Genomic DNA, 22,243 nt, shown 5'->3' with positions numbered 1-22,243 from the left:
CCAAAATAATATAGCTTAAATTTTGGCTTTTAACTGAACTTAGGCCGGTTCGCTCAAAGCACCGGTCAAATAATTAGCAGCCGTTTCGACTAAAGCGATCGCATTTTCGTACAGCATCCGGGTTGGCCCCAAAATTCCCACACTCCCCACGGGGACTTGACCTTGCTGATAAGTTGCACTGACCAAGGTACAGGTACGCATCGGTTCTAAGGGATTTTCTGAGCCAATTCGTACTTTCACTCGACGCTCCAATCCTAGAGTCTCTGGTACCTCAAAAATCACAGGCCAAAGTAAATCCTGCTCTTCTTCCAAGAGATGCACTAAGTTCTTGACTTGCTGCAACTCCGAAAACTCTGGCTGACGCAACACCTCTGAAATACCGCGAATCATGATTTGTGTCGGAACAGGTGCCGTCGTGCGGCGGATCAAATCCGTCAGCAATCGCTTCAAGAAATCAGCATACTGAGCAAATTCTCGGTCTACTTCACTCCAATCTAAGGTTGCCAGCTCACTGAGGGATCGCTCCCGCAGCTTACTATTCAAAAAGTTCGATAAAATCTGTAACTCCCGCTCCATCATCGACTCGTCGTGAGTCATCTCATCCCCTAACTGGGGAAGTTCCATCAACACCGACTGTGTCTCATAGGAATCGGTGACGACAATCAACATGACTCGCCGTGGCTCTATCTGTACCAACTGTAAATGCCGTAAGCGCGTCGTGCGAGTCTGAGGCAACGTAATCAAGGCAATGTATCCACTAACGGTCGCGAGGATTTGTGCCGCCTCTCGCAAAATCGCCTCAAAGCCTGCCTCTTCCAAGTTCAAATGGTCTGCGAGTAAATGCTCAACTCGACGCCCCAAGCTGTCAGAAGGGGTAATCAGTTGGTCAACATAAATCCGATAGCCAGAATCCGAGGGAACTCGTCCCGCTGAGGTATGAGGTTGATACAAGAACCCCGCTTTTTCTAAAACGCCCATACAGGAGCGAATCGTTGCAGGGCTAACACTGAGGTCATACTCCGTCGCCAACGCTTTGGAACCCACGGGTTCTGCGGTCGCAATGTAATGACGGATCGTAGCCCACAGGATTTGTTGTTGTCGGTTAGTCAGACTGGCTTGCTGAAACATTTGAACAAAAGCTGATCTTAATCAGATTTTAAAGAGAGGCAAATGATTCTATTAATTGGATGGGAGGGCTATGGTGAATTACACGCCTTGCCGACTGCTATCCGGACAAAGGCTGATTTAAAGCAAGCTGACTAAGAGTGAAAGCACTGAGAGAAAATCCCTCAATTGGAGAAGTCACCCTCGCAGTTGCTAGCCCTACGGACTATGGAGATGCTACTATTGGCGACTCATTGGCGTTAGTTTTAAGATAGCAGAAGAAACTAGGGTCAGGGGTTTGCCATGAGCGGCAGCTAATAGCGAGGAATGCTGCGATCAACGATCAGCGAGTAGGCATCAATCCCTCCGGCGATGTTTTTCACCTGGGTAAACCCTTGGTGAATCAACCACTGACACATCTGAGCAGAGCGACTGCCATGATGACAGAGGACTAGCGTCTCAGCGTCTAGGTCAAAGCGAGTTTGGATATGGCTTGACCATTCGGCAAATGCACTCAAGGGAAGATTCTCGAACCCTTCTAAATGAGCGATTGCCACCTCCTCTTCCTCTCGGACATCGATCAACTGAAGCTTTTCTGGAGATTCGGATAGCCTCTGACGCAGCTGCTCAACGCTAATTTGGGGAAGGGGTTGACTAAAAGATTGATGTGACATCCGGTTTAATTAGATTTATTGAGCCATCGACCGTCCCCGAACTGCCAGTAAAACTCGGCATTAAGGTCAGGATACGCATATCTTACAAATATTCATAATATTTGATAAAGGCGAACCGATAAAATCCTGACCTCCCCCTCCCTCAGTCAAGCTGAGAGTTGGCGTGCCGCCCAATCTCGCCCAATCTCTAGCCCTCAACAAGAGATTCTAGCCCTCAACAGGGGATTCAAAACCTTTGCTAGAGTGCATTCCTCAACTCGCGAAGCTCCTGAACGTTACAAATATCCAACAACTCGTTGATAATTCTTTGCAATTTCTCATTAATTATTTGGCTTTCTTACCGATTTCTACCCGATTTCCTGCCCAAAAATTTGACATATGAGCAGTAGTCTCATAAGTATTGATTTTAAAAAATCCCATGAATACTTGTCCTTGCTGCTCAGACCGCTTACTCCGTCATATTTGCCACAACCACATCTATTGGTACTGCTCTCGATGTAGACAGGCCATGCCGGTTCTGGAGGGGAAAAGCGTAGCTCTTCATCAAGAGTTTCATCAACTCATAGAAAATCGAAAACCTATCTTTCCTCAAAGAATGTTAACCATCAACAAGTAAAAACTCCTTTTTTCTCTCATCGGTTTAGTGATTAATAATTTCATCTTGAGGCTTTAGCTGATTTGTTTATTTGTCAAAATTTGTAAATCTCTCCATTCAGACTCAGGGATAGCTTCTAGGCCTTCAAAACACTCCACTCTAGAGAACCGGATTGAATTGGACTGGTGGGTAGAAATTGTGACAGCCGTGCCCAACTGTACATATTACTTTGGTCCGTTTAACAGTAGGCAGGAAGCAGACTATGCTCAAGTTGGCTACTGTGAAGATTTAAAACAGGAGGGTGCCCACGGCATTACTATCCAAATTAAGCAGTGTCAACCTAGAGAGTTAACCAGTTACACAGAGGAGAGAGAACGGATAATCTAGAAAACATCTAAAAAGCTTTTTGTTTTCCTAACGTATCTGACTTGAAACCACCAAATTCATAACAAAATTTAATTTCACCGACCTAAAACAGAGCAAGACTAATTAATCGAGGAAATTCCTGGGATTCTTCACATGTCTAAATAGAGGGATAACGAGCCGCGCTAGTACACCCAGGCAGAAATAACCCACCAGTTGGCAGCAGGGCCGGAGAGCATACGAGGACGGGGGATCTCTGGCAGCAACCTTTTACTTTAATCCTATTGAAGTGGTGGAAAACTTCTGCCGGGTTGCACTAAGCAGGCGCGCTGGACTACATCCCACTCCCCAAGGAGCCGCGACAAAACTGCTCGCAAACTACGACAACTTTGTCAGCCATCCCAAAAACCGCTTAGTATTCGGCGTGAGCAACGTGCGGCGATAAGCATCCGCCGCCTTCTTAATTGCTTCCGCCTGAGTGGGATAGGGATGAATCACACCACTTAACTGACTCAAACCCACCTTACCCACAATTGCCGTCGTCACTTCCGAAATCATCTCACCCGCATGACGAGCCACAATCGTCGCCCCCAAAATCTCATCCGAACCCTTCCTATGCAGGATTTTGACAAACCCTTCCTCCTCACCATCTGCGATCGCACGATCCACCTGACTTAAAGGAATTGCGATCGCCTCTACCTCAATCCCCTTTTCCTTCGCTTCCCGTTCATACAGTCCCACATGAGCAATCTCCGGGTCAGTATACGTGACCCAAGGCATCACCAAACTACTCAGTTTAGAACGTCCTAAACCCAACGGTGAAAACAAAGTATTTTTTATCACAATCCGCGCCGCCGCATCCGCCGCATGGGTAAACTTCCAATTCATGCAGATGTCGCCTGCGGCATAAATTCGGGGGTTCGTCGTTTGCAGGTAGTCATTTACCTTCACCCCTTGCTTCTGGTCGTACTCTACCCCAACCGCTTCTAAATTCAGCCCTTCCACATTCGGCGCACGTCCGACACCCACCAAAATTTCATCAACCGTAATCGACTCCTCCTGACCCTGATTGGTAAAGTAAAGTGTCTTGCCTTCACTAGACTTGACCACCCGCGTCACTTCGGAATCCAGTATTAAGCGAATTCCTTCCCGAATAAACACGTTCTGAACAATTTCCGCCGCCTCGGCATCCTCTTTATTCAAGATATGAGAACTCCGATGGAACAGTACCACCTCACTCCCCAAGCGCCGAAACGCCTGAGCTAATTCGCAATCGAGGGGGCCGCCACCAATCAATGCTATACGTCGCGGTCGTTCGGTAAGGGAAAAAACACTCTCATTCGTCAGATACCCCGCCTCTTCCATCCCCTCAATTGATAATCGTACTGCCCTAGCCCCCGTCGCAATTACCGCTTTCTTAAACCGGAGAGTCTCACTCCCCACTTCAATCGTGTTGTCACCCAAAAAACGACCACTACCCAAAAAGACATCAACCCCAAGTTGTTGGAAACGTTCCGCCGAATCATGAGGACTCATCCTTGCCCGAATTCTACGCATTCTTTGCATTACGGCGGGAAAATCCACTTGAATCTCTTCTGGGACATGAACTCCGTAGTTTTTGGCTTCTCGCATGTCGGCAACAACACGAGAAGATCGAATCATGCACTTTGAAGGCACGCACCCCACATTCAAGCAATCCCCACCCATCAGATGCTTTTCAATCAAGGCAACTTTCAAACCCAAATCTAAACCCGCCGCACCTGCCGCCACGACTAATCCAGCCGTACCCGCGCCAATCACCACTAAGTCGTAACAGCTAGCGGGTTTAGGATTAACCCAATCCGGTGGATGAACGTAGGAAACCAACCTCTGGTTATACTCATCCATCGGTGCGACGGTAACATTCTCGAATGCTGAATTTGACATGGGTCTTTAAGAAAAAAAAGAGGCTTCCTCTTCAGAGTTTGATGGGTTGTTTGATTCAGAGCTTCATCCCCAATCCTAGAACAAGGAAATCGTCAGGAACTAAGAAACTTTCTCTTCTAAAGCCTTCCGAGCAATTCGAGTGACAAAAACAGTCACCGCAACAGTGGCAATAAAACCAATAATTCGCATTGTCCACTCTACAGCAAAGTTGGTGGGCTGATCGGTCGTACCAATCTGAGTACAGGCACCCGCCAAGGAACCTAGGTAAACGTACATCACTGTACCAGGAATCATACCCAGGAAGCCAAGGAGGTAGTCTTTGAAGGAAACTCCCGTAATTCCCAAAGCGTAGTTCAATAAGTTAAATGGAAAAACTGGAGAGAGTCGCGTCAAAAAAACAATTTTGAATCCTTCTTTACCAACAGCCTCGTCAATCTTACGAAATTTTTCATTGCCTGCGATTTGCTTGTAAACCCAATCCCGTGCTAAGTAACGTCCGATTAAGAAGGCAGCAGTGGCTCCCAGCGAGGCACCAATAAAAACGTAGAGTGAACCTAACACAACACCAAATATTGCGCCTCCTCCTAAAGTAACGATTGATCCCGGTAAGAAAGCTACCGTAGCGATAATATAGAGTGCAATATAAGCGAGTACTCCCACACTCCCTAGCTGATTAATCCAAGCCAAGGTGTGCCGCAACATGTCTTGGATATTGAATCCCCTGACAGCAGAAGATGTCTCTGCCAATGCTGGATAGCTACCAATTCCGATGGCAATGCCGACTGCCAGTAGCGTTAATCCAACCAGTTTGAGAAACATTATCACTCTTCTGGTCAAGGATTGACGTTTGATCAGTTTGTGCGTCATAGCTTGATTTTATTTCGTTCAGGTTGCTCGATTTCAATACTAATATCCTGAAATCAAGGATTACATTAGTTGCTCAATGAGCCTAATTCCTTTTTACTAGCACACTGGCCTGAATCCGAATGCAAGACTTATTTCTATAGCATTTTTTGTAAGGTTATTTATTTTTTGCTCAGAGATTTTAACGGCTTTAATTTTAGGCTTCTCTTGAAATGTATTAAACTTCAATCAGAGAAAATAATACTATCAATTTTATGAAGTAACCTCATCTTTCAAAAGCCTACCATTCTCTATAATTGACTAAATTAGGCTTAAGTTTTTGTCCGTTTAATTTGGCTGTTGAAATTTAGCTTTTTTTGAATAAACTCTTGTTGAATTTAGCTCATTGTTCAAAAAAAAGTATCAACCCCATCACTCCACCTTGAACTAACTAGAGAACTACAAATCCTATCCGCTTGTAGTTAGTTTTGGTATCTGGTAGATTCAAAACCATAGGTTCTAGAAAGAACTTGCGGTACATAGAACATTGAAAAGCGTTAGCTCCAGAGAGACTGAAGGTAGATCGTTTCCTAGGAAACTCAGGAGATACAATGAGCAGTCTTATCCTGATTAGGGCTAACTCAAGCGCTTTTTTGGCAACCACTAGATACAGAGTTTAAGAATACGATGCAAAGTGCTGACACTTTCACACAGGTTACCTTTCACTATCAGAGTGGTGAAACAGAATCCTTTGATATTCCCGGAACTCCAGAAGCCTTCCAGATACAACTGCAAGGCTTACTCAACCAAGATTGGTTGACCCTGCACTTATTTGATAGCACGGTTGTCATTCATACTGCCCAAGTTGTGAAGATAGAAGTGAAACCGCCCTTGCTCGAAATCCAAGGGAATGGTGTTCTCACGGATGTCCAGCGAGTGACACCACTGACGCATGGAGCCAAGCTCTAAAAATGGGGACTGGAAAGATGATTCACTCGAACTTCACGATCTAAATAAAATCATGTCTACGGTTAGTTTAATTCGTGCTGATTCCTATGATCGGCAGCGACTGCGTGCCTCCTTAGAAACCTTGCTGGAGCCGTTGGGAGGAATGGGGGCTTTTGTGAAGCGGGGTAATTGCGTCCTGCTCAAACCCAATCTTCTCACGGGTGGGCGTCTTGGCAAAGAATGCATCACTCGTCCGGAGCTGGTTTACACTGTCGCTCAATTGGTACAAGAAGCAGGAGGCAAACCCTTTCTCGGAGATAGCCCTGCTTTTGGGAGTGCTTGGGGAGTTGCCAAGGCAAACGGCTATCTGCCGCTGATGGAAGAACTCAACTTACCCATCGTAGAATTTCACGGTCAGCGTTACGAAACAACGAGTACAACGTTCAACCATCTGCGACTGTGCAAAGAAGCCATGGACGCCGATGTCGTGATTAACCTACCAAAGGTGAAGTCTCACGCGCAGTTAACCATCACCTTGGGCGTCAAGAACTTATTCGGCTGTGTCCCCGGCAAAATGAAAGCTTGGTGGCACATGGAAGCGGGGAAGGATGAACAACGCTTTGGGGAAATGTTGGTGGAAACGGCACGGGCGATTAATCCAGACTTGACGATTGTCGATGGTATCATCGGTCATGAAGGAAATGGCCCTAGTGGCGGCGAACCGCGATCGCTAAATGTCTTGGGAGCGTCCGCCGATGTCTTTGCCCTAGATCGCGCAATGCTAGACATCCTCAATGTTGAGCCATCCGTTGTTCCCACAGTAGCCGCCAGTCAACGATTAGGGCTGTGTCCAGAACTGAGGGAGATGCATTTTCCCCACCTGCAACCAATGGAACTGCAAGTGATGGATTGGAGACTTCCTGATGCTTTAGTCCCGCTTGATTTTGGGATGCCTCGTGTAATTAAGTCTACTTTTAGACATCTGTACATCCGCTTTATCAAAGAACCCATCAAAGCTTATGCCGAAAGATAGTTGACAGGTAGTTAGTTTTTGTAAGCCTCGTTACAACGAAAACCCAAACTTGCACCGTAAGCTTGTACTACCCTCCGATTGCTTAATCACGCCGCCCTATTTCTAGAGGCGGTTTTTTATGAAGTGTGAGGGGAATCCCCAGTTAACCTTGCCGTCTAAAACCAAAAGATTCTAGGTTCAGTCCGAAATTTCCACCTCTTTCACAAGTATGAAGTTAAAAGATCAGTAGCTCTCTCTAGCAATACTTCTTTGAGATTGTTTTCTAGAAGACAATCAAAAACAGATAAATCGCTAAAATGAAGTACATGGGTTAGAAATTAAACTCTTTCCTTTGTTTTTCATTACCATTTGACCGAGTTTCAGTCAAAAATTTTTTATGGAATCCAGTAGTCCGTCTGCCAACGCTTCTGATACCCATCCCTATAGGTGGGCAGAGTTTATGGGAGCGGTAATTGCTTTATTAACCTTGACATTACCTCTGTTCGTCATCGCTCATTACTCTTCAAGCGGAGTTGATGTTCTGCAACAGACGACTTACTCGCTACCCAGACCCGAAAAGTGATTGCAGAGATAGCTTAGATCACATCATAGCGATGCAGGACTCAAAACACCCCCCCTAGTTCAAGATCCAACTAGGGGGAGTTACAGAAACAACAGATCGGTGCTAGGGGTTAGCCCTAAACTAGCTTGGTTTTTAATGGCAACGGCTGTTTGAGATTTGCCGATGCCAAGCCCAACTTATGAAGATTTGACAAAGATTCGCTCCCTAGGGAGTCGGAATCTGATCAATCACAAGCCGGTCGCACCTGTCTTCGCTTAGAATGCTACACGGGGGTTGGTCAAAGCCTACTCCTGGGGCTACCTGTGGCAAAAAGTATTTGATTGCAAGGCTCCCCCAATCTGCTGTGTCGCTTAAAAATTCTGTAATGGATTTATCACGCATTCCGGCTCAACCCAAACCAGGTCTGATCAACGTTCTGATTGAAATTCCAGCGGGTAGTAAGAACAAGTACGAATTTGACAAAGACTTAGAAGCCTTTGCACTCGATCGCGTACTTTATGCTTCTGTGCAATATCCGTATGACTACGGTTTCGTGCCTAACACATTAGCGGATGATGGCGATCCGCTCGATGGTATGGTATTGATGGATCAACCTACGTTTCCAGGGTGTGTGATTGCCGCACGACCGATTGGGATGCTAGAGATGATTGATGGAGGCGATCGCGACGAAAAAATTCTTTGTGTTCCCGACAAAGACCCGCGTTACACCCATGTCAAATCTCTTCAAGACATCGCGCCGCATCGATTGGATGAAATTGCTGAATTTTTCAGGACTTACAAAAACCTAGAAAAAAAAGTCACGGAAATCCTGGGCTGGCAAGATGTCGGGCACGTCATGCCACTGGTGGAGAAGTGCATCAAAGCTGGTGAAAAATGAAGAGATTCTCTAGGCCGAATCCTAAATAGGTAAGCGGTAAGCCTTCTTGAGAGGGCGTGGTAGCAAGTGCAATCATCTCTAGCCCTGTACTACGCGCCATCGCTCTCTATCTTTATCGCCCCCCGCTCCGATTTGTGACGGAACTCACAGGTTATGTTCCTTCAAGAACGCTAAAATTAACTGACCTAACAAAAACTTCCTGACCAAGACCAAGGGTGCTAGAAAATTCAACGTAGGGGAAGTGCGGAATCTTACAGGTTTTTTTAGGAAATCACCCTACGTGATTTCTTATATTAGTAAATATGTGACCTCTGCCCCTTTGACCCCAAAGCCCTAGTTACCCACACAGCGATGCCCGTTCTATCTGACTATCATTTAGTGGAAATCTGCTGCTGTGAAGCGTTGCTAATCCAGGCTAACTAAATTGTAACAATGCCAGATTTTCAGCCAGCGGCACCAACCCCACGTATATCGAATGTTAGAGCCGATATGGTAACTGGCTCTATAGATGATTTTGTCGTTCAATTTTGGGGCGTTCGAGATAAAATTTCCACTCCAGGAAAAGAGACAATCCGCTACGGGGGCAATACATCCTGTGTCGAAATGCGGGTGGGCAACAAACGTCTGATTTTTGACGGCGGTACCGGGTTAAGGTTGTTGGGCAATAATTTGCTCAAATCAATGCCCGTGGAAGCCTACATCTTCTTTACCAATTGCCATTGGGACAGCATCCAAGGATTTCCCTTTTTCATCCCCGCCCTTCTTCCGGGCAACTGCTTTCATATTTACGGGGCAGAGGCATCTGATGGGACCTCGATGGAACAGCGCCTGAGTCGCCAGATGCTCGGCCCCAATTTTCCCGTTCCCCTTCAAGTAATGCGCTCAGAGCTCAAGTTCTACGAGCTGACGTCTGGATTGACTATCTTATTGGACGATGTGACCGTTGAGACCGTCTTTCTCAACTACTCACACAGGGCAATGGGTTATCGAGTCACCTGGCAAGGACATTCTGTTGTCTACGCCATGGATCGCCTCTGTTATGAGGATCACATCGATAAAGCGCTGCTTCATCTAGCACGGCAAGCTGATTTGCTGATTTTGAAGGCTCCTAATTCCTTCTGTGAGGGTGGCATCCCATCTTCGCCACGCCTCTGGAAAGACAATCTCTGGCAGACGGGAATCGAAACCGCAAAAGCAGCCGGCGTTAAGCGAATCGTCATGTCTCGCTACAACCCTGACTCCGATGACGACTTTCTCGATCAGGTAGAAGATCAAGTTAAGTCCGTTTTCCCCAATGACTTCCTAGCCCGCGAAGGAATGATTGTGCCAATAGCTTAGTCGAGCTAAAAAAACACACTGGTAGACCTCTTAATTTAAGCGTCTAAACAATTTCTCCCATTCACCTCACTCCCCCATTGTCAGGAGTAAGACTTGTCTATAGGTTTTGTTAACGGCTGAGAATAGGGCAAGATCTCTTATAAGTTTTCCAATTGGTGATCTTGCATAATGGATTCTTCTTTTGTCGTTTCTGCCCAGTACCTTAAGGAACATTTAGATGACCCGCAAGTGGTGATTGTGGATTGTCGCTTCGTACTCACTGAGCCAGAAGTGGGTCATCAACAGTATTTAGAGAGTCACATCCCCATGGCTCACTATCTCGATTTAAATAAAGACCTATCGGCACCTGTAGGGCCTCATGGTGGGCGTCACCCGTTGCCGGATATCGATGAGCTAGCGCAGAAATTAGCTGCCATAGGCGTGAATTTTCAACAGACTCTAGTCGTCGCTTACGATCATTCTCGCTTGGGTTTTGCGGCGCGTCTGTGGTGGCTACTCCGTTACATGGGACATGACCAAGTTGCCTTGCTCAATGGGGGCTGGACGGCATGGCAAGCAGCGGGATACCCCGCTACAGATGTTTTACCTCCGACGCCAGTGCCAGGGATGTTTGTTCCCCAAATACGCTCGGATTGGTGGCTGGATATTGACACCTTCAAAGTGCGTAAGGATTTGCCGGGTGTAGTGGTGGTCGATGCGCGGGAGCGCGATCGCTATTTAGGGAAACGAGAGCCGATTGACCCCATCGCGGGTCATATACCTGGTGCCGTTAATTACCCTTGGCAAGACGTTACCGATGCTCAAGGTTATGTGTACCCCATCGCTCAGCAACAACAGCGATGGCTTGATATCACACCACAAACAGAAGTTATTGTTTATTGTGGTTCTGGAGTCACCGCCTGTGTCAATCTCCTCTCTCTAGAATTGGCTGGGATTCACACAAGCAAGCTCTATGCAGGGGGTTGGAGTGACTGGTGTTCTTATCTAACTCCCCCACAAGCCTCCCAATCAACTGATTGAGTGTCTCCCTACATTTCGCTCCTCCTCGATCGCTTCTATGAGTTCAAGCGGAATATCAACGCGGAAATTTTTTGGATCAATCCCATATCGTGATGGGTTGCTGAGGAGAGTCCACTCAGAACTACAATTTAAATGTAAATTTGATAAAGTACTTCCGCAGCAGACTTCACTGTGTGCTGACCAAATATACTTAAGTTGAAGTTATCCTGTTAGCAAACCATGCCTTTAGGTTTATCGCCTGAGGGTGATTTAAAGGGAGGAGTTAAAAAAATGAAGTAAAAAGAAGGAGAACCCTTGAGGGTTATCGCTTTAACGTAACTATTAGCAAATGATTAAATAAAAATTGCTAAAATAAGAAGTTCAATTAAATTCACTAGAACTATTAGGTCTTAGTTTATATGCCATGCCCCATGAACCGTCTGTCTATTTTTGTAGACGGGAACAATATGTTCTACGCTCAACAAAAAAACGGCTGGTTTTTCGATCCAAGAAGGGTATTAGACTACTTCAAAGGTGAGCCAAACATAACATTAGTCAATGCCTTTTGGTACACCGGATTAAAAGACCCTCAAGATCAGCGCGGATTTCGAGATGCCCTAATCAGCCTCGGTTACACCGTCCGGACAAAAATTCTCAAAGAATATTACGATGATAATTCGGGTCGTTATTCTCAAAAAGCTAATTTAGATATAGAAATTGTTGTCGATATGTTTAATACAGTAGATCAGTACGATAAAGTGATTCTTTTTAGTGGAGATGGTGATTTTGAACGAGCTATTGAATTACTACGTTCAAAGAATACACATATTACAGTAGTCTCAACAGAGGGAATGATTGCCAGGGAATTAAGGAATGCAACCGACCGTTACATAGATTTAAACGAAATCCGCGATCGGATAGAGAAAATTGACTATTAAATATAATTGAGTAAAAAATAACTCGTATCTTATATAGATTGAGGACAATCAATTCTTCATTTCTTCATTTGTCGCCAAACTGAGCTATGAACAAGCAACCGCAAACAGACCGCATTATTATCTTTGACACCACTCTCCGGGATGGGGAACAGTGCCCCGGAGCGACCCTGAATGTAGACGAAAAGCTGGTGATTGCGCGGCAACTAGCGCGTCTAGGAGTTGATGTGATTGAGGCGGGTTTCGCTTTTGCTAGCCCCGGAGATTTTGAGGCGGTGGAAAAAATTGCCAAAGCCGTGGGGACAGAGGATGGCCCGGTCATCTGTAGTTTGGCAAGAGCGATTAAAGGCGATATCCAAGCCGCTGCGGAAGCGATTAAGCCAGCCGCCAAGGGTCGAATTCATACCTTTATCTCGACTTCAGACATTCACCTGGAATACCAACTCAAGAAATCCAAAGCCGAGGTACTGGCGATCGCCGAGGAAATGGTCGCGTATGCCAAAAGCTTCACCGACGACGTGGAATTTTCAACCATGGATGCCACCCGTACCGATCCAGAGTACCTCTACCAAGTGCTAGAACGGGCGATCGCAGCCGGTGCCACCACCATCAATATTCCCGATACCGTGGGTTACACCACCCCTAGCGAATTTGGGGCGCTGATTAAGGGCATCAAAGACAACGTCCCCAATATTGACCAAGCGATTATTTCCGTCCATGGTCACAATGATATCGGCTTGGCGGTGGCGAACTTCCTGGAAGCCGTCAAGAATGGGGCGAGGCAGTTGGAATGTGCGATCAACGGCATCGGTGAACGGGCGGGAAATACGGCTCTAGAAGAGGTGGTGATGGCGCTGCATGTGCGGCGGCAGTATTACAATCCCTTCTTAGGACGTCCTGTGGAGTCAGAAGCCCCCCTGACGAACATTGACACGCGGCAGATTTATAAAACCTCTCGCTTGGTGTCCAACCTCACCGGCATGTTGGTACAGCCGAACAAAGCGATTGTGGGAGCAAATGCCTTTGCTCACGAGTCAGGGATTCATCAGGATGGGGTACTCAAGAACAGGCTGACTTACGAAATCATGGATGCCCAGTCCATTGGTTTGACAGAAAATCAGATTGTGTTGGGCAAACACTCCGGGCGCAACGCCTTCCGCACTCGCTTGCGGGAACTGGGGTTTGAGCTTTCGGAAACCGAGTTGAATAAGGCATTTATCCGCTTCAAAGAACTGGCTGATAAGAAAAAAGAAATCTCGGACTGGGATTTGGAAGCGATCGCCAATGATGAAACCCAACAAACTCCAGAACTGTTCCACCTAGAATTGGTACAGGTTTCTTGTGGCAATCAGGCACGTCCGACTGCCACCGTATGCCTGAGAAACCCAGGGGGTGAAGAATTGATGGATGCGGCGATCGGCACGGGGCCTGTAGATGCGGTGTACAAAGCCATCAACCGGGTGGTGAACGTCCCCAACGAACTGATCGAGTTTTCCGTGCAGTCCGTGACTAAGGGCATTGATGCCATGGGAGAAGTGACCATTCGCCTACGGCACAATCATCGGGTATTCTCCGGTCATGCTGCCAACACCGACATCATTGTGGCCTCTGCTCAAGCCTATGTGAACGCCCTCAATCGCCTGTATGGCTCATTGCAAGGCGACCAAACACGACGGATTGGTCGCGGGGAAACCAGCGCGAATGAATCGGGCATAACAGCAGAATCGGTTGTTGTTCAGGGAGCGAGGGTTAATCAACAGTGATTGATTTCCTAACAATTGCTAACAAATGCTCATCTTTGAGCATTTTGGTATCGGAACAAGCCTGAGACTATGCCAAATCGCCAATTTCGCCTAGAAGTTCGCCAACAACTTCTAGTGGATGCGGGCCTGCTAGCGTTGCTAGCGCTAATGATCACAATTATCACCACTGCCTACATTTCCAGTGAACATAACTTTCACTGGTGGATTGACTGGTATGTGCGAACCCTGGATATCGTCACAACTTGGTGCGAATCCCCTGCTGAAGCCATACAACGGGTTCAGCGGTCTTTGATTGCAGAACGCAATCGACTCTACACGCTGCCGCTCATTCCATTCATTTTAGTCTTCGGTCGTTCCCGCCTTGTCTACGAACTAGCTCTGGCACTGGTCTATCTATTACCATTTGCCTTGGTGATGGGAGCGATCGCCACACAGCTCATCCGGGCGCATTCACGCCCGGTTTTTTGGGCAACCGCGTTTTTAACCTTACTCATCCCCGTAAGCTGGATACCCACATTTATGGGCATTCCAGACACAGGGGGAGCGGTATTTTTGGGTCTGGCGACGTTCTTTTACTTGCAGGATGTCAGACTCAGGACGTGGTGGCGAATTCCTCTGATCGGATTCTTGATTGGATCGGCGATTTTGTTGCGCCGTCCATTCGTCTACGCAGGCGTAACGTTCCTCGGTGCCATCAGCTTACAAGCTTTGATCTTCTTTATCGCTGAGCTGGGAAAACCGCCACTTCAGCAGGTGAATGAGAAACGGGCGCTATCAGTAAGGGAAAGCCTCAACCCCATCGTCCAACCCTGGAGATGGTTGCGATCGCGGCTGGGGAGGAGAGAGTCTTTGAACTATCGCTTTGCCTCTGTTTCAACCTACTTAGCTGCCTTCGTGCCTTGGGTGTGGTGGAGAGAACCGACGACAACGGGTGACAAACATCCCCATGCTAGGGCGTGGGGGAATTTGCTATTGGCTGGTGTGCGGATTGCTCTGATTGCAGCTAGCGCGTTGGCTACCTTATGGATTGTGGCACCCCACTTTACCTATGCCGCCTTAACGACGAATTACAAAAACCTCTACACCTCTTGGAGCTTACCCTTCAGCGACATTGTCAACTTATACGCCTCGTTCTATGGCTGGGGAACGTGGCTGTTGGTGCTACTGGGGTTTTCGGCAAGTCTTGTGACTCGGAGCTTACCATTACCCGTGGTTAGCTTTATGGGGTTGTCCGGTGTCTTGTCCCTGAGCATCTGGCTGGTTGTCCTACGGTACGGCAATGTCTTTTATTCCTTACAAGTCACACCATTTATCGTCATCGGGTTGGTTGCCTTGATCTGGACAACTTGGAGCAGGCTGAGGGGGAAAAGGCAATGGCTCATCTTAGGGGTGATGGGTGGCTATTTAGTGGTTAACTTCATGGTTGGGCTGGCTCCAATTGGGACAATGAGCCGTGTTTTTCATCCCCTGTTTGCCCTCAACATGCCTCCCCTTGTGCGTACAGACTACGATGAAGTCGTTCGATTGGTGAACTCCCTGCGTCAACTGACTCCTGCGGGAGAGCCGATTTTAGTGGTGGGTTTTCAACGCCTTCAGTTGACAGGAAATATGCTGCGATCGGCGGAGTACCTCCTCTACCCAGAAGACGATAGGCTGTTAAACACCTTGCCCGTGCCCGAAGTGGACTCTCGCGATTCTTATCCCTTGGAGGAAATGGTGGAGGCGCAGTACGTGGTGGTTCCCAGTCAGTTGCCAGCTTATTCAAGTAACCCCACTCAAAATCCTGCGGTTGGGGAATGGCTACCCAATCAAGAAAATGATGTTGTCAACGTGGTGTTTGATGCCTTTACTCAAAATTGGGAGTTTGCCCAAGATTTCCAACGCCTTCCGACAGAGTTTCAGTTTGAGAACGGGGTTGTTGTGAGTATTTACCAGCGACTTCGTCCTACCTCTCTGGCGACAGCCGTGCGAACCCTCCACGCCATGCAGCAGAAAATTGGTGAACGACCCGGTTCCCAGGGAAATTGGATTATTCTGAGTCAGTGGTTACACAACACAACCGTCAGGCAAAACTCCAGCCAGAATTATCAGGTTGTTGCTTTCCGTCGCGATCACCCTTGGGGTGAGGAGGAGAGAGCCTACCGCCTGTTTGAATCCACGCCGTTAGTGAAAGAACTGGGTTTGCAATCCTCCTCTGGGCAGAGATATAAGAGCCTATCCCCTTCGGCACTGTCTGTAGAACAATTGCCAAACGGACGTGATTTTACTGTTCGGGGAACCTTGGCTTCCAACGTAGCAACTTCTCAGGAACTAGGGGGAGCGAGGTTAGAAGCGCCCGATTCATCATCCTTCACCTTGCCCAAGCTGCGCCTCGTTAAAGCGCTGAGGAACCAAGGATTAGAACAGGCGAATACGGATGTACCCGATCAAGAAGCTAGTGAAGACCGTACTCAGCAGCTAGGCACATCCCTACTCTATCTCGGCCCAGTGACAGACCAGGCCAAAGTTTCCGGTGTAATCAATTACCTGGATCAAGCCTGTGTTGGATCATCTCTACGAGTGGCAATGTTAGATACAGAAGGCCACATCGTGAGCTCAACAGAAAGTGCCTATAGTCATACTCCCCAAAAAATCACCAAATTTGACCTATCCGTTCGGGGTCAACATTCAGCCTATCTGTTATTGAATATCCTGAACTACGATCAAAATGATTTAGTGAACTCCTGTACGCTCCAAATCAATCCCTTGAACGTATTAAACCCCAAATCGTGAATAAGGATGCATTTTTGACCTGAAATTTCTAATTGATCCATGTAAAATCATTTAGCAAAAGTGTGCTGAAAACAAAATGTTAGACGAAACCTTGGAAAAAGAGCGACGCTTCCATGATAATTGGGCTGCCGCTATTGATGTAGATGGAATTCGGGTAGCCGACTATTTTGAAGCTTGTACAGCTCCCGAAAATCGCTTTATTCTACGCCAGATGGGAGACATCCGAGGTAAGCGGCTATTAGACTTGGGATGTGGTGCGGGTGAAAATAGCGTCTATTTTGCCAAACAAGGAGCGCATTGTGTAGCTACAGATTATTCACCAGGAATGGTAGAAGTGGCGCTCAAATTAGCGGCATCGAATGGAGTCAAGATTGAAGGACGCACCGCCAATGCAATGGCGCTGGATTTTCCAGATAACACCTTTGATTTAGTCTATGCTTCTAATTTATTGCATCATATCCCAGATCCAAAAATCGCTTTAAAAGAAATGCACCGAGTCCTCAAACCCGGAGGAAAAGCCTGTTTTTGGGACCCCTTAAAGCATAACCCGGTGATTAATGTCTATCGCCGCATGGCAACTGAAGTGCGTACTGAAGATGAAATGCCGCTGGATATTAATATTGTTAATTACATACAATCTCTATTTTCGGAAACCGCTTACGATACCTTTTGGATCGCCACGCTTTGGATTTTCTTGCGCTTCTATTTGATCGAAAAAGTTAATCCTAATCAGGAGCGTTATTGGAAGAAAATTATTCTGGAACAAGAACGATTAGCCCCGACTTATCTACGCTTGGAAAAATTAGATAAATTCTTGAAGAAATTACCACTGATGAAGCGCTTAGCGTGGAATATTGCGGTGGTAGCTACTAAATAACTCAAGATATTTCTACAAGGGATTTAAGCGATCGCGGACTTAATCAGGCTAGAAATCACTTGAATCAATGTCTCTGGTTCTAGGGGTTTTGAGACATGCTGTTGAAATCCAGCTCGTAGTGCTTGTTGCTGGTTGAAGTCCCCTGCGTAGGCAGTGAGAGCGATCGCTAAAACTTGTCCGCCTTGGTCTGGCGGCAACGCTCTCACCTGTTGCATCAGCATATAGCCATCCATATCTGGCATCCCAATGTCACTCAGCAGCACATTTGGCTCCGATCGAATGAGCATGGTTAATGCTTCATCGGCAGTCGTTGCTGTGAGTACGTTTGCGCCCGCTTGCTCTAACACAAAAGCCACAAACTCCCGTGAATCCGGTTCATCATCCACGACTAACACTTGAATACCGTTCAAATCAGAAGATGGCTTTGATGATTGACCGTTCTGATTGGCGGACGACTGGATGGGCATGACTGGAAGTCTGACGGTAAAGGTTGCACCTTTCCCTACCCCAAGGCTTTCGACTCCGGCTGTGCCCCCATGCAGTTCGACTAAGTTTCGCACGATCGCCAGCCCTAATCCCAGGCCACCAAACTTTCGGGTCGTTGTCGCGTTGGCTTGACGGAAGTAGTCAAACACATAGGGCAGAAAGTCAGGCTCAATTCCCTGTCCGGTATCGCTGACTATAATGTGGGCGTATGAGTCTAAGCGCTCTAACCGAATGTTGACATGTCCCCCTGCTGGCGTAAACTTTACCGCATTGGAGAGCAGATTCCAAATTACTTGCTGCAACCGGGTGGAATCTCCCCAAACCAAACCCACATCTGGTTCAAGGCTTGCTTCTAATTTGATTGATTTGGCTTCTGCCGCCAGCCGTACCGTTTCCATCGCGGCTCGAATGATGGAGACTAGATTGATCGAACTGACGTTAAGGTTGAGCTTGCCCTGTAAAATCCGGGAAACATCCAGCAGATCTTCAATCAATTCCGATTGCAGTTGGGCATTGCGTTCGATCGTCTTCAATGCCTGCTGGGTTTTTGCTGCGTCTAGCTTGCCATTCTGCAAGAGTTTTGCCCAGCCCAAAATCGGATTGAGGGGCGATCGTAATTCATGGGAGAGCACCGCCAAAAACTCATCTTTGATGCGATTGGCGCGATCAGCTTCGGCGCGTGCAGCTTCGGCGCGTGCAAGAAGTTGTTCCCGTTCGGCTGCTGTCTGCCGCTGCTCAATTAGGTCAGCCGCTTGGCGAGCGAGTAAATCAAGAAACCGCAACTCGCGAGCGCTGGGTCGGTGGTGGTCATGCCAATGAGTGGAAACCATGCCGATCAGTCTGCCTGCACGGGTGGTCAACGGGGTGGACTGCGCGGAGAGATACCCAGCCTCCACATGCAGTCGCATTGAACCGCTGGGGTCTTCACTCTCTGGCACATCGAAATCAACGAAGCTACGAATCCCCTTCTTAAGGGCAATACCGCAGGAGGTATTAAAACTTGCATTCACCCGGTAGAAATGCTCGGTCATGTTTTGCTCAAAGCCTTGCGTGGCGAGCAGTACCAGATCTTGCGTCGCTACGTCAAAAAGTTGCACCGTTCCGGCATCCGCCTTTGTGAGCGCGATTGCAGCAGACATAATCTCTTGGTACAGCGTTTGAATGTCGCCTTCGGTCACGAGCCGCGCACCCAGTTCGCGGAGTAGCTGCGTATCTTCTAGGTCTGCTGCGACAAACGCTTCGGCGCGGGCGCGATCGACTGCCGCCCAAGTCCGCTCGGCGACTTCTTCCGCTAGAGCCACTTCATCCGGCGTCCAAACTCGCGGTTCGGACGTGTGGATTGCCAGTCCTGCGACGAACTCGCCACCCTTGACTAGTGGTATGCCGATGTAGGCACCAATCTGGATGGCGGCATAGGCTGAGCGCTCTTGCGGGGACAGGTTGGCATCGGTTGACACATCCGACACGCACACGGTACGACCAGCGCGGTATGCTGCGAGCAGCTTGGGTCCGAACGAATCAATGGAGTAGCCACCGGCGAGTAGTGCGGCACCGTTGACGTAATCGCGCTCAACAACGTAATTAGCGCCACGAACTTCAAAGTATGCTACGCGGTTCGCATTGAGATATTCGCCCAGCACACGGGCGGCAGTTGCTTGAACCTCTACCGGCTCAGCAAGGGGGCGGAGCGCGTCGGCGAGAGAGACGCGAAAAGCATCTAATTTGGCGGCACGGTGCAACCTCTCTTCTGCTTGTTTGCGTTCACTAATGTCGTTGAAGAGAGTTGCCACCTTGTGCTCGTGCGGCTCGCCGATGCGGAAGGCGTAAACATCGTAAAAACGCTTAAGCTCCTCGGCTCGGTTTTCAAACCGCGCGGCTTCGCCCGTTAGCGCAATTTTGCCGTAAATCTCAAACCAATGTGCGTCGTGCTGCGGCACCAATTCGCAGATTGTTTTGCCAATCGCGTTCACCAGCCCCGTGTGTTTCTCAAACGCTGGATTGACTTCAAGAAAGCGGTAATCGTCTGCTTTTCCGGTTTGATCAAACAAAACTTCGATTATACAAAAGCCCTCGTCCATCGAATTGAACAGCGTGCGGTACTTCGCCTCACTCGCCCTCAGAGCCGCCTCAGCCAGCCTGCGCTCCGTAACGATCTGCGTTCGACCGCCCACTGCCTCAACCGAGCCGTCAGCAGCAAGTAGGGGAACGAAGATGTATTCGTATTGTCCTATTACGCCTGCTGGGTTAGTGTAGGTGGCTTCGCCTTCTAAGGACTGCGCCGTCTCGATCACTTGGCGGATCTGCGCCTCGTGCAACCGAACAAGCTCGTCGGGGTAGCCCAGGTCGAAGAAGTTCTTGCCAACCGCCTGATCCAGGGTCAGCCCCCACAGATCCAGGAGAGGTTTGTTCACATATCGGAAGCGCCCTTCCAGGTCGAAGAGGTACACAAATTCCTGAAGACGTGCGAGTACTGTGTCGAAGATCTCAAGCTGCTTGTTACGCTCCGCTTCCAGCCGTTGGCTCTCTCGCTCAGATTCGCGCAGGACTGCCTCAGCCTGCTTGCGCTCGGTAATGTCCCGCGAAATGCACAGCAACCGTTCAATTTGCCCCTCTGCCCCTCGAATGGAACTTACTTTGCTATCCCACCACTTCGGTTCGCCGCTCAGGGTCGGACGATATCCTTGAAAGGTGGCAACTTTGCCCACTCTTGCCTGGGCGATCGCCTCAATTGCCGCTTGCTGATCTGCGCCTTGCCAAAATTCTGCCCAGGACGTGTTGAGGAAGGGCGTGATATCTTGGATGCCCAGCAACGCTTGACCTGCCGGACTCATGAGCACAATTCGCCCCTCTAAGTCCAACACTTTTATACAGTCATCGCTGCTCTCAAGAATCTGCTGATTAAACTGCTCACTTTGACGCAATGCCGTGGCTGCTGTCTGTTGCAATTTCTGCATACTGTAAAGGGCAGCAGCGGTAAAGCCTCCCAGGCTCATCATCAGCCGCTGATCCTCCGTATCAAAGTGACGCGCATCTGTGTGGGATATAATCCACAGCGTCCCTAAGGGGCGATCATTGACATGGAGTGGAATCAGCAATCCTTCCACAACGGGAAACTGCGGGTGATATAAATAGGTGAAAAACCGCTCAGGATAGCTGTATAGCTGGGGCTGATTACAAGCAAGGGTCGTGCCACACGGGCTAAAGCTCCCTGGGGTCGTGCCTTGCTCAAACGGTTCTAGCGCACCTGCGATCGCTACCCAGCGGAAAACTGATTCCCCATTGGATGTAGTTTCGAGTAAGCTAACTCCAACCGTATCGGCTCGACAGAGATCGAGCGCAAGGCGAACGAGCGTTTTCAGCATGGACTGTGGCTCGTCCATCAGGTGTTGGGCAAGGGTACGGAGTGCTTGGCTTTCAGCTGCAAAATCGGGCTGTCGTGCGGGGCGGCTCGCCAGCACTCCTGTCATGAGAACATCAGCTTCAGTGATTGGGTGCGAACTTTGGGGTGAATCTTTGCCTACAAGATCAGAGCGGTGGAGGCTATCAATCATCGGGTGTCCGTCCTCACTCTGAGAAGTATTTGACGAGCAAATCTTTGCCAGTATCGCCCATCTGATGCAGCAAGTGTTCAATCTGCTTCAATGCGACAGGTAAGGGCTTCGTTCGCCCATTCTCCCAACGATTGACGCTCTGAAAAGAAACCCCTAATTTCGCGGCAAACTTAGCTTGTGAGAGTTCCAGGCGTTGTCGCGTTTCACGCACCAGATCTGCTAGCTCTGATTGGTCGATCGCAGGCATAAATTTCAAATCACTGCATTCCCCTTAGGTATACCATCTGGTATAGTGAGCATCCTCTCTCGTAGGACACAGAATACAAGAGAGTTAGCGTAGTGCTTTTTAATAGACCTCTGGCAAAAGTCAAAATAAGACCCCCGTCAGTCCCCCTTACCAAGGGGGAAGCAAGAAAAATCCGACTCCCTCCCCTTACTAAGGGGAGGGTTGCCGGAGCCGAAGGTGAGGATGGGGTTTCAACATTTTTGCAAGAGACATCCATGAGCGTAGCGCTCACACTCCAGAATGAAAATATAATTATCTCTAGAGACTGGCGTAGAGGTCGGCTTAGACAATAGTGCATTGAGCCTGAGCAA

The 22,243-nt window shown here is 48.2% G+C and carries 17 protein-coding genes and 1 pseudogene; 11 read left to right on the top strand and 7 right to left on the bottom strand.

Annotation, left to right across the window (positions count from 1 at the left end; all coding sequences use genetic code 11):
* Nucleotides 1-39 precede the first annotated feature (39 nt).
* Both hrcA and NDI48_22120 read right to left on the bottom strand, forming a co-directional pair.
* Nucleotides 40-1,128 carry a heat-inducible transcriptional repressor HrcA gene (gene hrcA / locus NDI48_22125; protein ID MEP0833868.1) on the bottom strand — a complete coding sequence of 363 codons (1,089 nt, stop codon included), beginning with the start codon at nt 1,126-1,128 and terminating at the stop codon, nt 40-42.
* A gap of 290 nt (nt 1,129-1,418) precedes the next feature.
* Nucleotides 1,419-1,778, bottom strand: coding sequence for a rhodanese-like domain-containing protein (locus tag NDI48_22120; protein ID MEP0833867.1), 360 nt, complete (start codon nt 1,776-1,778; stop codon nt 1,419-1,421).
* Nucleotides 1,779-2,502: 724 nt separating this feature from the next.
* Here NDI48_22120 and NDI48_22115 point away from each other — a divergent pair.
* A complete protein-coding gene (locus NDI48_22115) occupies nt 2,503-2,760 on the top strand; it encodes a DUF1816 domain-containing protein (protein ID MEP0833866.1) in 258 nt (85 codons plus the stop codon).
* 354 nt (nt 2,761-3,114) lie between these two features.
* Here NDI48_22115 and NDI48_22110 read toward each other — a convergent pair whose 3' ends face one another.
* Both NDI48_22110 and NDI48_22105 read right to left on the bottom strand, forming a co-directional pair.
* Nucleotides 3,115-4,662, bottom strand: a complete 1,548-nt coding sequence (locus NDI48_22110; protein MEP0833865.1) for a mercuric reductase — start codon at nt 4,660-4,662, stop codon at nt 3,115-3,117.
* 99 nt (nt 4,663-4,761) lie between these two features.
* Nucleotides 4,762-5,481, bottom strand: a complete 720-nt coding sequence (locus NDI48_22105; protein ID MEP0833864.1) for a TVP38/TMEM64 family protein — start codon at nt 5,479-5,481, stop codon at nt 4,762-4,764.
* A gap of 711 nt (nt 5,482-6,192) precedes the next feature.
* Here NDI48_22105 and NDI48_22100 point away from each other — a divergent pair.
* The 10 genes from NDI48_22100 to NDI48_22055 all read left to right on the top strand — a co-directional run bounded on the left by NDI48_22100 (nt 6,193) and on the right by NDI48_22055 (nt 17,609).
* Nucleotides 6,193-6,474, top strand: coding sequence for a hypothetical protein (locus NDI48_22100; protein MEP0833863.1), 282 nt, complete (start codon nt 6,193-6,195; stop codon nt 6,472-6,474).
* 52 nt (nt 6,475-6,526) lie between these two features.
* Nucleotides 6,527-7,486 (top strand): DUF362 domain-containing protein, encoded by a 960-nt coding sequence (locus NDI48_22095; protein MEP0833862.1) that lies wholly within the window; start codon nt 6,527-6,529, stop codon nt 7,484-7,486.
* A gap of 376 nt (nt 7,487-7,862) precedes the next feature.
* Nucleotides 7,863-8,048, top strand: a complete 186-nt coding sequence (locus NDI48_22090) for a hypothetical protein (GenBank protein ID MEP0833861.1) — start codon at nt 7,863-7,865, stop codon at nt 8,046-8,048.
* Nucleotides 8,049-8,412: 364 nt separating this feature from the next.
* A complete protein-coding gene (locus NDI48_22085; protein ID MEP0833860.1) occupies nt 8,413-8,925 on the top strand; it encodes an inorganic diphosphatase in 513 nt (170 codons plus the stop codon).
* 432 nt (nt 8,926-9,357) lie between these two features.
* The gene (locus NDI48_22080; GenBank protein ID MEP0833859.1) at nt 9,358-10,263 is read left to right on the top strand and encodes an MBL fold metallo-hydrolase; all 906 of its coding nucleotides are present in this window, start codon (nt 9,358-9,360) and stop codon (nt 10,261-10,263) included.
* 165 nt (nt 10,264-10,428) lie between these two features.
* Entirely contained in the window at nt 10,429-11,283 is an 855-nt protein-coding gene (locus NDI48_22075) for a sulfurtransferase (protein ID MEP0833858.1), read from the top strand.
* A gap of 398 nt (nt 11,284-11,681) precedes the next feature.
* Nucleotides 11,682-12,200, top strand: a complete 519-nt coding sequence (locus NDI48_22070; protein MEP0833857.1) for an NYN domain-containing protein — start codon at nt 11,682-11,684, stop codon at nt 12,198-12,200.
* 86 nt (nt 12,201-12,286) lie between these two features.
* Nucleotides 12,287-13,960, top strand: a complete 1,674-nt coding sequence (locus NDI48_22065; protein MEP0833856.1) for a 2-isopropylmalate synthase — start codon at nt 12,287-12,289, stop codon at nt 13,958-13,960.
* Nucleotides 13,961-14,029: 69 nt separating this feature from the next.
* Complete coding sequence (locus NDI48_22060) at nt 14,030-16,732, top strand: hypothetical protein (GenBank protein MEP0833855.1); 2,703 nt, start codon at nt 14,030-14,032, stop codon at nt 16,730-16,732.
* 76 nt (nt 16,733-16,808) lie between these two features.
* Nucleotides 16,809-17,609, top strand: a complete 801-nt coding sequence (locus tag NDI48_22055) for a class I SAM-dependent methyltransferase (protein MEP0833854.1) — start codon at nt 16,809-16,811, stop codon at nt 17,607-17,609.
* Nucleotides 17,610-17,632: 23 nt separating this feature from the next.
* Here the strand turns inward: NDI48_22055 and NDI48_22050 are convergent, their stop codons facing one another.
* The 3 genes and pseudogenes from NDI48_22050 to NDI48_22040 all read right to left on the bottom strand — a co-directional run bounded on the left by NDI48_22050 (nt 17,633) and on the right by NDI48_22040 (nt 21,893).
* Nucleotides 17,633-19,234, bottom strand: coding sequence for an ATP-binding protein (locus NDI48_22050; protein MEP0833853.1), 1,602 nt, complete (start codon nt 19,232-19,234; stop codon nt 17,633-17,635).
* A gap of 174 nt (nt 19,235-19,408) precedes the next feature.
* Nucleotides 19,409-21,457, bottom strand: a pseudogene (locus NDI48_22045) (PAS domain-containing protein).
* 202 nt (nt 21,458-21,659) lie between these two features.
* Nucleotides 21,660-21,893, bottom strand: a complete 234-nt coding sequence (locus tag NDI48_22040; GenBank protein ID MEP0833852.1) for a helix-turn-helix transcriptional regulator — start codon at nt 21,891-21,893, stop codon at nt 21,660-21,662.
* Between the last annotated feature and the right edge of the window lie 350 nt (nt 21,894-22,243).

It is taken from the genome of Microcoleus sp. AS-A8 (genome assembly GCA_039962225.1).
GTDB lineage: Bacteria > Cyanobacteriota > Cyanobacteriia > Cyanobacteriales > Coleofasciculaceae > Allocoleopsis.
Note: the sequence above shows the minus strand (reverse complement) of the source record. Positions and strands in the feature narration are given on the sequence as shown.